The following is a 12512-nucleotide window of genomic DNA, read 5'->3' on the forward strand; positions in this document are numbered from 1 at the left end:
GCAAGATCGCGTCGCTTTGCCGGGACCTCCCTCCGGCCGCGGCCCGCTATGCGCAGGGGCCCTGAGTGCCTGTGCGGTCGGCTTCGGAGTCGTCGGTGTCGGCGTCTTTCTGGTGGCCGCGGCGGGCGTCGCGGTCGAAGATGCCCATGATCTCGCACGGTCCGCCCTCGGCGCCGATGGCGTGCGGCATCATGGTGGGGAACTCGGCGGCCTGGTTGGTCTCGATGCGAAAGCGCCGATGGCCGAGCATGAGGCTCGCGGTGCCGGACAGTACGACGAGCCATTCGCGGCCGGGGTGGGCGCGCATGCGGGCCGGGTTGTCGGGCGGTGGGTCGGTCATCCTCTGGCGCATCACGGTCATGCCGGGGTCGCCCTTTACGGGCCAGCGCATCATGCCGTGGGCGCCGTCGATCATCGGGCTGATGACGACGTCGTCGGCGGCGTTCTCCACGAGCTGGTCCAAGGTGGTGTCCAGGGCGCGGGCGAGGGTGACGAGCTGGTCCAGGGCGAGGCGGCGCTGACCGTTCTCGATGCGGCTCAGCGAGGACTGGCTGAGGTTGGCCCGAGTGGCCAGTTCCTCCAGAGACCATCCCTGTGCGACGCGCAGTGCGCGGATCCGTTTGCGTACGAGGCTGTCGAGCTGCCCATCTTCTTGCGTCATAGGCAACATGGTATGCCCTTCATGCAATGTGGGCTTAACGTCGAACACAGCTGGTCCGGCACCGAGGGGCCAGGTACGACGAAAGGGCGCGACATGTCTGCGCAGACTTCCCGATACGAGAGCGACGCACTGCCCACCGAAACCGTGGATGTGGTGGTGATCGGCGGCGGTGCCGCGGGCCTGAACGGCGCGCTGATGCTGGCCCGCTCGCGCCGTTCGGTCGTCGTGATCGACAGCGGTACCCCGCGCAACGCCCCCGCGGCAGCCATGCACGGCTTCATCGTCCTCGACGGTACCCCGCCGCCCGAGATCCTCAGGCGCGGTCGTGACCAGGTACGCCAGTACGGCGGCCGGATCGTCTTCGGGGAAGTGGCCACGGCCGAACCTTCCGCCCCCTCGGCCGACGGCGACCTGCGGTTCACCCTCACTCTGGCCGACGGCCGCACGCTGACAGCGCGCCGGGTGCTGGTGGCCACCGGCCTGCGCGACGTGCTGCCCGAGGTACCCGGCCTGCGCGAGCACTGGGGCCAGAGCGTGGTGCACTGCCCCTACTGCCACGGCTGGGAGGTGCGCGACGAGCCCATCGGCATCGTCGCCACCGGCCCTCTGTCCGTTCACCACGCCTGGCTGTTCCGCCAGCTGACGGACGACCTCATCTACTTCACCCGCGGCACCGAACTGGACGCGGACATCCGCGCCCGCTTCGCCGCACGCAACATCCGCATCATCGAGACCGACGTGAGGGAAGTCGTCAACGACGACGACGGTGCGCTCGCAGGCGTCCGCCTGACCGACGACACCTTCGTGGAGCGGCGGATTCTGGCTGTGGCCACGCAGATGCAGGCCCGTACCGAGGGCTTGGAGGGCCTGAAGCTGCCCATGGAGGACCTGCCCGACAACATGGGCCGCCGCTTCGCTTCCGCCATGGCCGGCACCACCGAGATCCCGGGTGTGTGGGTGGCGGGCAACGCCACCGACCTCGCCGCTCAGGTCGGCGCCTCCGCGGCGGCCGGAGCCCTGGCCGGCTCCCACATCAACGCGATGCTGGCCACTGCGGACACCGACGCTGCCTTCGCCGCCGCGCAGAGGGCCACCGGCTGACCCGTACGTCCGCTGCCGAACAACTGCGCGACCGCCATGCGGCGGTCCGCGCGGTGAGCAAATCCCCCATCTGATCGATGTGGCGCCCGGCCCTGCCCCGGCGCTGATTCAGCATGTCCTTTTGGAAGGAACCATGAGTACCCATCAGCCTCCCCACTCGCCGGATATGGCGGCCGACGCAGAGGGTGTGCCGGATGCGCGTCAGCTGCGCGCGATCCTGATCACCGTCTCGATCGCGTTGATGGCCGTGATCGCCTCGGTGTCGGGGCTGAGCGTGGCCCAGACCCACCTGGCCGTCGAGTTCGGCGCCTCGCAGACCGCCGTCCTGTGGATGATCAACAGCTACACCCTCGCCCTGGCCGCGCTGCTGCTGCCGCTCGGCGCCATCGGTGATCGCCTGGGTCGCAAGCCCATGTTGATTGCGGGGTTGGTCATCTTCGGCGCCGCCAGCGTCCTCGCGGGACTCGCCCCGACGGCCGGGGTAATGATCGCGGCCCGGGTGGCCGCGGGCGTCAGCGCCGCGATGATCATGCCGATCACCCTGGCCGTGATCACCTCCACCTTCCCCGAGGAGGAACGCGGCAAGGCGATCGGTGTGTGGACCGGTGTCGCCGGAGGCGGCGGCATCGTCGGTATGTTCTTGTCCGCCTTGCTGGTCGACGTCGCCGACTGGCGCTGGCTGTTCGTACTGCCCGTAGTCCTGGGGGCCGTGGCGCTGGCGATGACACTGAAGTCGGTGCCCAACTCCCGCGAACGCTCCGCCCATTCCTTCGACACCATCGGCGCGCTGCTCTCCATCATCGCCGTGACTGGTCTCATCTTCGTCCTGCAGGAAGGCCCCGAGCGCGGCTGGGCCGCCCCCATCACGCTGGTCAGCCTGGCCGTCGGCGTCGCCGCCGCCGTTACCTTCGTGGCCTGGGAGCTGCGCCGCCGCGATGCCTCGCTGTTGGACGTACGGCTGTTCCGTGAACGCGGCCTGGCCAGCGGCTCGATCACCCTGCTGGTCGTCTTCGGTGTCCAGGCCGGTATCGCCGTGGTCCTCTTCCCGTTCTTCCAGGCTGCGCTGGGCATGTCGGGGCTGCTGTCGACCGTGGCGCTGATGCCGATGGCCGTCATGATGATGATGGGCTCGGGCCTGGCCCCGAAGGTGGCCGCCAGGATCGGTGCCCGCTCCACCATGGCGGTGGGCGTCGCCCTGTCCGCGCTCGGCCTGGCGCTGATGGCGATGTTCGTGTCCGTGGACGGCGGCTACCTGTCCATCCTGACCGGCATGATCGTCATGGGTATCGGCATGGGGCTGTCGATGACGCCCTCCACCGAGGCCATCACCGGCTCCCTGCCCCGAACCAAGCAGGGCGTCGCCTCCGCGCTCAATGACGTCACCCGCGAGTTCGGCACCGCCCTCGGCATCGCGACGCTCGGCGCGCTCCTGGCCAGCGGCTACAGCAGCGCCATCGACGGCAAGCTCGACGGCATCCCCGACGGGGCCGCGGACACCGCACGCGAGGGCATCGCCAACGCCATCGAGGTCGCGCCCACCACAGGACGCCACGCCCAGGATCTGATCCACGCCGCGCAGCAATCCTTCGTCGACGGCTGGCAGCAGTCCATGTGGGTCGGCGCCGCCGTCATGGCCGCCCTGCTCGTCTACGTCGCCCTGCGCGGCCCGAAGAACACCGCCCCTCGCCAACCCGACGCCGAGGCAGCCCCCGAGGCCGGGGTCACGGACAACGCCGCCGCTCGCTGACCTCGCACAAACCCCGTGCGGGCGGAGCACGACGCCGCCCGCACGGCAGCCCGCAGTCGGGTACACCTCGACCACGGGGTGTACCCGACTGCCGCACCCCGGCCGGCCGCACCTCACCAGCCCGAAGATCAAATACGGGACAATCCTTAGGCAGGAACTCCGCTATGCCTCAGCCTGCTGTCGCCCGCCTGCGTCAGCTACTCCCGCCACCTGTCTCCGGAGGGGACACGGTGGACTGGGACGGGCTCGCCGGCGAGGCGTGAACTGGCGCGAGATGCAACCACCAGGCTGCTGACTCGCACCGGTACCCGAGCGTGCTGCTGTCCACGTAGACGCCGGCGGGGAATTCCCCGATGCCAGGGTCGTCATCCATGAATTCCTGCCTCCCCCCGGCACGCGTTGCGAACCACCACGGCCGGAGGATACTGAGATTGGGGCCGCGCAGCATGCCGGTCCAAGAGAGTTTATGGCCGCTATTGCAGCGGCAGTGAATAACAAATGAATGGCGGCAGTTCAATTGCGGAGAAAGTGTCATGCATGGGCAAGTGCGGGCAGTCATCGATAACGAGCCGATCGCGATGATCAAGGTCAGCGTCTATCGTGATCGGACTCTCATCGACAAGACGTATACCAACGATGAGGGTCGTTACAGTGCTGAGGTTCCCGAAGGAGAACTGGTCACCGTAAGGTTCGATACGCACCATTCGCTTACCAATGCCGAAGACTGGCATCCGTCGGTGGTCGCCAATGTGGTCGCTGACGACAGGATTCCACTGGACCGCCTTTTGCTCAAGACTGGTCATGGTGCAGACGCGGAATCGGCTGTGGACGCTCTCAGTGGGTATCTGTTCGCTGTGGAAAGGGAGGATGAGGACTACGCTCGAACGGCAGAATCCCGCCTGTCAAGACTGAAACAAACCAGCGAGGTACTCCAGGGAATCCAGCGAAAGCTCCAGGAGCACTTCAAGGCGAAGACCTAGGTGGCCGAACCCGGCTCTGCACCGTCCGGATGCTGCTCAACCACGGGACGGCCTTGGCGGCGACGTCATGCGGTGGGCCGGACCGCAGGTGAGCGAGGCGAGTCCGTCGTGGAGGTCCAGGCGTCGTTCCCGGCGGACGGCGAGGCGCTTGAAACCGGTGAAGCGGTTGACGACCCAGGAGAGTGAGTGGTTGAGTACTCACATGAAGACGGAACGCCGGCAACTGTCCACAGCCGAAGAACGCCGGGAGACGGTGTTGCGCACGGCCATCGGGGCGTTCGCGGCCCGGGGGTACTTCGGGACCACCACCACCGAGGTGGCGAAGGCCGCCGGTATCTCGCAGGCCTACGTCTACCGCCTCTTCCCCAACAAGGAGGCGCTGTTCACCGCGGTCGTCGACCACTGCTTCGTCCGGGTCCGCGCCGCTCTCGAAGGTGGCGCGGCGAACGCCGGAGGCGCTGCCCCCGAAGTGGTCCTCGACTCGATGGGTGACGCCTATGCCCGCTTGATCAGCGACAACGACCTCATGCTCGTCCAGCTGCACGCCCAGGCGGCTGCCGTCTCCGAGCCGGCGATCAGGGAGGCGGTGCGGGCGGGGTACGCCCGCACCGTCGAGTACGTCCGCAGTGCCTCGGGGGGCAGTGAGCAGCAGGTCCAGCAGTTCTTCGCCGTCGGCATGCTCTGCCACCTGCTGGTCTCCATCGACGCCGAGGCGGTCTCCGCACCCTGGACCCGCACCCTGGCCGCCGGGATCACGCACTACTGACACGCTCTTCACAGGCGGCCCCGTGTCGGCGTACCCGGTGGCCGCTTCTTTTGGGCCGAGGAGTGAGTGTTCAACCACACACCACCCCGCAGTGCACCCCTTCTCTCGAAACCGAAACCGAAACCGAGGTCCGCCATGGCCAGCAAGCCCTACCTGACCGGTCACTACGCTCCCGTTACGGACGAGATCACCGCCGCCGAGCTGACCGTCGAAGGCACCCTGCCGCCCGAACTGACCGGCCGTCTGATCCGCAACAGCCACAACCCCAAGCCCGGCATCACCCCCACCCACTGGTTCAAGGGCAGCGGCATGGTGCACGGCGTGCGGCTGCGCGACGGCCGTGCCGAGTGGTACCGCAACCGCTGGGTCCACACCCCCGCCCTGGACGGTGCCCCCTACATGACCGACCAGGGACCCGACCTGACGGTCAGCACGGCCGGCACGCACGTCATCGAGCACGGCGGGCGGCTCCTGGCCCTGTCGGAGGCGGCGCTGCCCTTCGAGCTGACGGCCGATCGGGAGACGGTGGACGCCTACGACTTCGGCGGCAAGCTCACCTCCACCATGACCGCCCACCCCAAGGAGGACCCGGCCAGTGGAGAGCTGCACTTCTTCTCCTCCTCCCCGTTCCCCCCGTACCTGATCCACCACGTCGCCTCCGCCGACGGCCAGGCACTGGACAGCCAGGAAGTACCCGGAGCGAGCGCCGCGCTGAAGCACGACTTCGCGATCACCGAGCACTACGTCGTCTTCCTCGAGGGCTCGGTCACCTTCGACCCCGGCGAACACTCCGGAATCCCCTACGGCTGGAGCGACGCGCAGGCCTCACGGATCGCCGTCATGCCGCGCGGAGCGGGCGGCGCCCGGCAGACCCGCTGGTTCGAGATCGGCCAGGGATACGCCATGCACTTCGCCAACGCCTACGAGGACGCCCGCGGGCACATCGTCGTCGAGGGCCCCGCAGTGGGCCGCGAGGGCTGGCAGCGCTCCTGGAACTGGTGGGTGGGCGCCGCGGACCGGGGCGCCGAGCCGAACTCCGGTTCCCGTAGCCGCCGCTGGACCGTCGACCTGGCCGCGGGCACCGTCGAGGAACAGCAGACCGACGACCTCACGGTGGAGTTCCCCACCATCAACGACCGCTTCACCGGCAGCGAGCACCGCTTCCAGTACGCGCTGTCGTTCCCCGACGACCAGGGGATCGGCAACCACACCCTCGTGAAGTACGACCGCTCCACCGGCGCCCGCCGGCTGCTGCCCTTCGGCACCGGCCAACTGCCCAGCGAGGCGGTCTTCGTCCAGGCGGAGGGCACCACCGGCGAGGACGAGGGATACCTCATGACCATCGTGAGCGACCTCAACGCCGACGCGTCCCGGATGGTCGTCCTCGACGCCTCCGACCTCACCGTGCCCCCGGTCGCCACGATCCACCTCCCCCGGCGGGTGCCCGCGACGATCCACGGTTCGTGGATCCCGGACGCCGCCCTCTGACCCGCCCCGGCCCGCCCAGCACTCGCCGACTCGCACGACACGTGACAAGGAGCTCTCCCATGTACGACTCCCACACCCCCTTTTCCGCCGGCACCATGACCACCGAGGCGGTGCTGCCTGGCATCGTCGACCCGGACGGCATCCAGATCCGCACCCGGCCCGTCCGCCCGGCCGGCCCCGGACAGGTCGTGCTGGCGATGGAGGCCGCCGGAATCTCCTTCGCCGAGCAGCAGATGCGCCGCGGCAAGTACTTCGACCAGCCGCCCTTCCCCTTCGTCCCCGGCTACGACCTCGTCGGACGGGCCGTCGACGTGGGAGAGGGCGTACCCGGCGAGCTGCTGGGGCGGCGCTTCGCGGTCCTCACCAAGACCGGGGCCTGGGCCGGTCACGTCACCGTCGACGCCGGCGACCTGAGCGCGGTACCCGAGTCCGTCGACTCCGCCGAGGCGGAGACCTTCGTGGTCAACGGCATCACCGCCTGGCAGATGCTGCACCGCATCGCGAAGATCCGGCACGGCCAGACCGTCCTCGTGCACGGCGCCAACGGCGGCGTGGGCTCCACCCTCGTCCAGCTCGCCCGCATCGCCGGTGCCAGGGTCGTCGGCACCGCATCGGCCAAGCACCACGACGCCGTCCGGGCGCTGGGCGCCGTCCCCGTCGACTACCGCGCCCCCGACCTGGAGGGCCGACTGCGCGGACACGCTCCGCGGGGCTACGACGCGGTGTTCGACCACGTCGGAGGCGAGGGCATCGTCGCCTCCTACCGCCTGCTCGCCGCCAAGGGCACCCTCGTCGCCTACGGCACCGCCTCGACCCGCGACGTCCAGGGCTCGTCGAAGGCGCCGGTCCTCAAGCTGTTCGCCCGCCTGATGGTCTGGAACGCGCTCCCCAACGGCAAGAGCGCCCACTTCTACAACATCTGGGCCGGTCGGCGCCGGCTCGGCACCTTCCGCGCCAAGCTGCACGCCGACCTGGGCCACGTCTTCGCCCTGCTCGCCGAGGGCGAACTCGTCCCCCAAGTCGCCGCGCGCCTCCCGCTCACCGAGGTCGGCGAAGCGGTGCGGCTGGCGGAATCCGGCACGGTGGTGGGCAAGGTCGTCCTGGTGCCGTAGACACACGACGCACGCGGTGCAACTCCCCGCCCGGCAGCGAGCGCCGGCCGCCGTCGCAGAATGCGGTGAGCGCCGCCGTGTCCAGGGCTCCGGCCAGCGCGACGACATAGATCATCTCCGTCTCGAACAGCCCTGTGCACCCTGGCTGAGAAAGCCGCGGGGGAGCCCCAGGGCGTGCACCGGCGCGGGCACCCGGGCGTCGGCGCACGCCTGGGCCAGCGCCGCGCCCACCCCTCCGGTGCGCACCCCGTCCTCGACGGAGAGCGTCAGGCGGTGCCGTAGCCGAGCGCCTCGATGGGGAGGCAGGACCGGGCCGCCACCACGAAGGTCAGGGCGAAACCGTGCGTGACGAGGATCTGGTGCTCGGTGCCGAGGCGCAGGACGTCGTCCACAGCGGCACGGATCCGTTCCGCGGACGCCGTCCTGGTCTCGGCGCCCTCGATGCCCTCGTGGTGGTACATCCGGTTGCCCGTCACCGGGGGCGGCAGGAAACGCCTCTCCAGCGAGCCGGTGTCCCCATGCCGGGCAGCACCATCCCCCGGAGCCTGTTGCTCCTTCACTTCAGGGGAACCGCGGCCGGCACGGGCCGGCCCGCGGTCGGCATGAGCGCTAGAAGAACCCGAGCTTCCGAGGGCTGTAGGAACAAAGGATGTTCTTCGTCTGCTGGTAGTGCTCCAGCATCATCTTGTGGTTCTCCCGGCCGATCCCCGACTGCTTGTAGCCGCCGAAGGCGGCGTGCGCCGGATACTGGTGATAGCAGTTGGTCCAGACACGCCCCGCCTGGAGGGCGCGGCCCGCGCGGTAGGCGGTGTTCATGTCGCGGGTCCACACCCCGGCGCCGAGGCCGTACAGGGTGTCGTTGGCGGTCTCGATCGCGTCGTCGAAGTCGCTGAACGGCGTGACCGAAACGACCGGGCCGAAGATCTCCTCCTGGAAGATCCGCATGCGGTTGTGGCCCTCGAAGATCGTGGGCTGCACGTAGTAGCCGCCCCTCAACTCGCCGTCGTGCTCGACGCGTTCGCCACCGGTGAGTACCTTGGCGCCCTCCTGCCGGCCGATGTCCAGGTAGGAGAGGATCTTCTCCAGCTGGTCGTTGGACGCCTGCGCGCCGATCATCGTGTCGGTGTCCAGGGGATGCCCCGGCTCGATCAGCTCGGTGCGGGCGACGGCCGCCTCCATGAACTCGGCGTAGGCGCCGCGCTGGACCAGCGCGCGGGACGGGCAGGTGCACACCTCGCCCTGGTTGAGCGCGAACATCGTGAAGCCCTCGAGCGCCTTGTCGCGGAAGTCGTCGTCCCGCGCCCAGACATCTTCGAAGAAGATGTTCGGCGACTTGCCACCCAGCTCCAGCGTGACCGGCTTGATGTTCTCCGAGGCGTACTGCATGATCAGCCGCCCCGTGGTGGTCTCCCCGGTGAACGCCACCTTCGCCACCCGCGGGCTGGCCGCGAGCGGTTTGCCCGCCTCCGCGCCGAAGCCATTGACGATGTTCAGGACGCCGGGCGGCAGCAGGTCCGCGACCAGGCTCAGCCAGTAGTGGATCGACGCCGGGGTCTGCTCGGCGGGCTTCAGGACCACGGCGTTGCCGGCGGCGAGGGCGGGGGCCAGCTTCCAGGTCGCCATCAGAATCGGGAAGTTCCACGGGATGATCTGCGCGACCACACCCAGCGGCTCGTGGAAGTGGTACGCCACGGTGTCGTCGTCGAGCTCGCCGAGCGAACCCTCCTGCGCGCGGATCGCGCCCGCGAAGTAGCGGAAGTGGTCGACGGCGAGCGGGATGTCGGCCGCCAGTGTCTCGCGCACCGGCTTTCCGTTCTCCCAGGTCTCGGCGACCGCCAGGCGCTCCAGGTTCGCCTCCATACGATCGGCGATCTTCAGCAGGATGCCGGAACGCTCCGTCACCGACGTGCGGCCCCAGCCCGGAGCGGCCTCGTGAGCGGCGTCGAGCGCCCGCTCCACATCCTCCGCCGTACCGCGCGCGACCTCCGTGAACGGCCGGCCGTTCACCGGTGACGGGTTCTCGAAGTACTGCCCGCGCGCCGGCCGCACGTACTCGCCGCCGATGAAGTGGTCGTAGCGCGACTGATAGGAGACGATCGCGCCCTCGGTGCCGGGCGCCGCGTAACGGGTCATCCTGTCTGCCTCCCTCGTCCAGCGCTGCCCGCCGTTGGACAGCTCTGCGCGTGAGGCTAGGCAGCGGGACGTTGCAGGGACGTTGCGTGCGCGGCGGTCACCGACCGGAGGCGGGAACCGTGCCCGCGACCGTCGGCTGCCGGCCGGCGGTCACCACGCGTGAGGCGCCGCCGCCAGTTCGGACTCCAGCGCGGCGAGCCGGGACCGGACCGCCGGCGTGGGCCGGACCGCGGCCAGCGCGCGCCACACGTCGAGATCGTCTTCGCCCCACGGTGCGTGCGCCCAGTCGGCCAGCAGGTCGGGATCGCGGCAAGCGATCAGCGCGGCGCGCAGACCGTCGGCGAGCCGGTGCCTGAGCCGCACCACCGCCGGAGCCTGCGACCCGGGCAGCAGCGGGCCGGCGTACGCCGCCACGGCACCCGTGACCGCACCGGCACGCAGGCGACGTTCGACGACGGTGGCGTCGGTCTCGACGGGCAGCGCGAGCCGGTACGGCCGGGACGCCAGCCGGCCGGGCCCCAGGATCCCGCGCAGCCGGGCCAGTTCGGCACGGAGGGTCACCGGCGGCACCGACTCGTCCTCGTACAGTGCGCACAGCAGTTCGTCGCCGGTCAGGCCCTCCGGGTGGTGGGCCAGCAGCACGACGATCTCGCTGTGCCGCCGGCTCAGCCGTATTCTGTGACCCTCCGCGCTCAGCAGGGCCTCGTCACGGCCCAGCGCGGTCAACTCGGCCGCCTCGGCCGGGGACTGTTCCGGGGTGAGCAGTGCCAACTGCGACTCGGCGGCACGCGCGACCGCCTGGACGAAGCCCAGGCTGTGAGGGTGCGCCAGATCGTCCCCGCCGGTGATGTCCACTGCGCCGAGTACCCGCCCGGTGCGGGGGTCGTGCACCGGAGCCGCCGCGCACGTCCACGGCTGGACCCGCCGTATGAAGTGCTCCGCCGAGAAGACCTGGACCGGCCGTCCGACGGCCACCGCCGTGCCCGGCGCGTTCGTCCCGACCGCGGACTCCGCCCACCGGGCACCCGGCACGAAGTTCATCCGTCCGGCCCGGCGGCGGATGGCCGGATGCCCTTCGACCCACAGCAGCCTGCCGTGCGCGTCGCACACCGCGAGCAGGTGATCGCCGTCGGCGGCGAACGTGCCCAGGAGCTCGCGGATCAGCGGCATCACCCGGGCCAGCGGATGCTCGGCCCGAAAGGCGCCGAGGTCACCGTCCGTGAGCTCCACGCTCGCGGTGCCGTCCGGGCCGACACCTGCCCGGACCGACCGCCGCCACGACTCCGCCACCACGGCACGCACGGGCCGCGGCACCGTCCCTGCCTCGGTGAACGTCGCATGTGCGCGCCGCAGTGTGCGCGCGCGTTCGACGGGATCGGCCCCCGATTCCAGAGCCAGCCATGAATCAGGCAACTCGGCCTCCCCGGGCGGTGATGCTGACGGTGACGCGCTGCGGACATCGTCACTCCGCGGAAACGCGCCGACAACCTCTTGGACCAGCCGGATCACCCCGGACGCGGGCCCGCCGGCGGTCAGGCGAAGTTGACCAGCCTGATGTAGCGGGTCCAGTCCCACAGGGGCCCCGGGTCGGTGTGGTCGCTGCCGGGTACCTCATGATGCGCGATGATGTGCGCGCGGTCCTTGGGGATGCCGTACGCGGTACAGATCGCCGCGGTGAGCCGGGCCGACTGTTCGTACAGGGCGTTGGTGAAGTATTCGGGCCGGTCCACCCACCCTTCATGTTCGATTCCGATGCTGCGGGTGTTGTAGTCCCAGTTCCCCGCGTGTCAGGCGATGTCCGCCTCACGCACACACTGCGCCACGTGCCCGTCGGAGGACCGGACCACGTAGTGCGCGGACACCTGCTTCTGCGGATTGCGGAAGATGGAGAGGGTGTCGGCGTACGTTTCCTGTGTGACGTGGATGACCACGTGGTCGACGGGATAGGCCGAGGGGCGGCTCGACCGGGTGTAGTTGGACGTACTCGCCGGCTGCCACTCGGCGGAGGGGTAGTCGACGGCCCGGGGCCGAGCGGCGGCCCGTGTGGAGGAGAGCAGGGCGTGGGGGACGGCGGCGAGCGCGGCGCCCGTCAGGAGCCGTCGCCTGGTCGGAACCGGTGCTGTCCTTTTCCTTTCCATGGGGGACTGCCTTTCGTCGGTGGGCCTCGAGCCCTGTGGGGGGTGCAGGGTGCTCCGCTGCATGACGTTGCAGGGAAGGAGAACGCGACGCGGACGTTCGCCGCCCTCCTGGCGAGGGACATCCGCGCGAATCACCGTACGGGCAGCGGGGGTTGCGCAGAAGGGTGCCGCGCCGTTCCGTGGACGGCCGCCGCCTTGTGGACACCGCGCTCACTCGATCGAGTGGCCTGGGTGTGAAGCGGGGCTGTTCGGGCGCCCATGGTCGAGGCCGGTTTGGTTCCGTCACCGCCGCCGGTGATGGTTCGGGGCCGGGATCGGGTTTGCCTCGCTGCGGTCATGGCGGCGGGTTCGGGTTTGTCTCGCGGCGGTCATTGGTTCGGGGCGTT

10 protein-coding genes and 1 pseudogene are annotated in these 12512 nt (G+C 69.9%); 6 read left to right on the plus strand and 5 right to left on the minus strand.

Translation table 11 applies throughout. The annotated features are described in order from the left end of the window. Positions 1-46: 46 nt before the first annotated feature. The gene (locus ACP4J0_RS13360) at positions 47-661 is read right to left on the minus strand and encodes a helix-turn-helix domain-containing protein (protein ID WP_426598868.1); all 615 of its coding nucleotides are present in this window, start codon (positions 659-661) and stop codon (positions 47-49) included. 93 nt (positions 662-754) lie between these two features. Between ACP4J0_RS13360 and ACP4J0_RS13365 the strand changes: the two genes are divergently transcribed. The 6 genes from ACP4J0_RS13365 (at position 755) to ACP4J0_RS13390 (ending at position 7855) form a co-directional block, all read left to right on the plus strand. Continuing rightward, on the plus strand, positions 755-1762 hold the full coding sequence (locus ACP4J0_RS13365) for an NAD(P)/FAD-dependent oxidoreductase (protein ID WP_426598869.1): 1008 nt from the start codon (positions 755-757) through the stop codon (positions 1760-1762). A gap of 133 nt (positions 1763-1895) precedes the next feature. Next, positions 1896-3509 (plus strand): MFS transporter, encoded by a 1614-nt coding sequence (locus ACP4J0_RS13370; protein WP_426598870.1) that lies wholly within the window; start codon positions 1896-1898, stop codon positions 3507-3509. A 545-nt stretch (positions 3510-4054) separates the two neighbouring features. Further along, positions 4055-4489, plus strand: a complete 435-nt coding sequence (locus ACP4J0_RS13375) for a carboxypeptidase regulatory-like domain-containing protein (protein WP_426598871.1) — start codon at positions 4055-4057, stop codon at positions 4487-4489. Positions 4490-4691: 202 nt separating this feature from the next. Continuing rightward, complete coding sequence (locus ACP4J0_RS13380; RefSeq protein WP_426598872.1) at positions 4692-5255, plus strand: TetR/AcrR family transcriptional regulator; 564 nt, start codon at positions 4692-4694, stop codon at positions 5253-5255. A 135-nt stretch (positions 5256-5390) separates the two neighbouring features. Next, a complete protein-coding gene (locus tag ACP4J0_RS13385; protein ID WP_426598873.1) occupies positions 5391-6743 on the plus strand; it encodes a carotenoid oxygenase family protein in 1353 nt (450 codons plus the stop codon). A 59-nt stretch (positions 6744-6802) separates the two neighbouring features. Further along, complete coding sequence (locus ACP4J0_RS13390; RefSeq protein WP_426598874.1) at positions 6803-7855, plus strand: medium chain dehydrogenase/reductase family protein; 1053 nt, start codon at positions 6803-6805, stop codon at positions 7853-7855. Between the two features lie 266 nt (positions 7856-8121). Here the strand turns inward: ACP4J0_RS13390 and ACP4J0_RS13395 are convergent, their stop codons facing one another. The 4 genes and pseudogenes from ACP4J0_RS13395 to ACP4J0_RS13410 all read right to left on the minus strand — a co-directional run bounded on the left by ACP4J0_RS13395 (position 8122) and on the right by ACP4J0_RS13410 (position 12126). Then, a complete protein-coding gene (locus ACP4J0_RS13395; protein ID WP_426598875.1) occupies positions 8122-8331 on the minus strand; it encodes a hypothetical protein in 210 nt (69 codons plus the stop codon). Between the two features lie 133 nt (positions 8332-8464). Further along, entirely contained in the window at positions 8465-9988 is a 1524-nt protein-coding gene (exaC, locus tag ACP4J0_RS13400) for an acetaldehyde dehydrogenase ExaC (RefSeq protein ID WP_426598876.1), read from the minus strand. 150 nt (positions 9989-10138) lie between these two features. Next, positions 10139-11401, minus strand: coding sequence for a GAF domain-containing protein (locus tag ACP4J0_RS13405; protein WP_426598877.1), 1263 nt, complete (start codon positions 11399-11401; stop codon positions 10139-10141). A gap of 119 nt (positions 11402-11520) precedes the next feature. After that, positions 11521-12126: pseudogene (locus ACP4J0_RS13410) on the minus strand (N-acetylmuramoyl-L-alanine amidase). Positions 12127-12512: the final 386 nt, after the last annotated feature.

Origin of the sequence: Streptomyces sp. WG7 (assembly GCF_049975785.1) — a bacterium.
Classification (GTDB): Bacteria; Actinomycetota; Actinomycetes; order Streptomycetales; family Streptomycetaceae; genus Streptomyces.

What these genes read in the sequence shown, in the direction of transcription:
- ACP4J0_RS13360 (WP_426598868.1), bottom strand. Translation starts at nt 661, where the DNA reads ATGACGCAAGAAGATGGGCAGCTCGACAGCCTCGTACGCAAACGGATC.
- ACP4J0_RS13365 (WP_426598869.1), top strand. Translation starts at nt 755, where the DNA reads ATGTCTGCGCAGACTTCCCGATACGAGAGCGACGCACTGCCCACCGAA.
- ACP4J0_RS13370 (WP_426598870.1), top strand. Translation starts at nt 1,896, where the DNA reads ATGAGTACCCATCAGCCTCCCCACTCGCCGGATATGGCGGCCGACGCA.
- ACP4J0_RS13380 (WP_426598872.1), top strand. Translation starts at nt 4,692, where the DNA reads ATGAAGACGGAACGCCGGCAACTGTCCACAGCCGAAGAACGCCGGGAG.
- ACP4J0_RS13385 (WP_426598873.1), top strand. Translation starts at nt 5,391, where the DNA reads ATGGCCAGCAAGCCCTACCTGACCGGTCACTACGCTCCCGTTACGGAC.
- ACP4J0_RS13390 (WP_426598874.1), top strand. Translation starts at nt 6,803, where the DNA reads ATGTACGACTCCCACACCCCCTTTTCCGCCGGCACCATGACCACCGAG.
- exaC (WP_426598876.1), bottom strand. Translation starts at nt 9,988, where the DNA reads ATGACCCGTTACGCGGCGCCCGGCACCGAGGGCGCGATCGTCTCCTAT.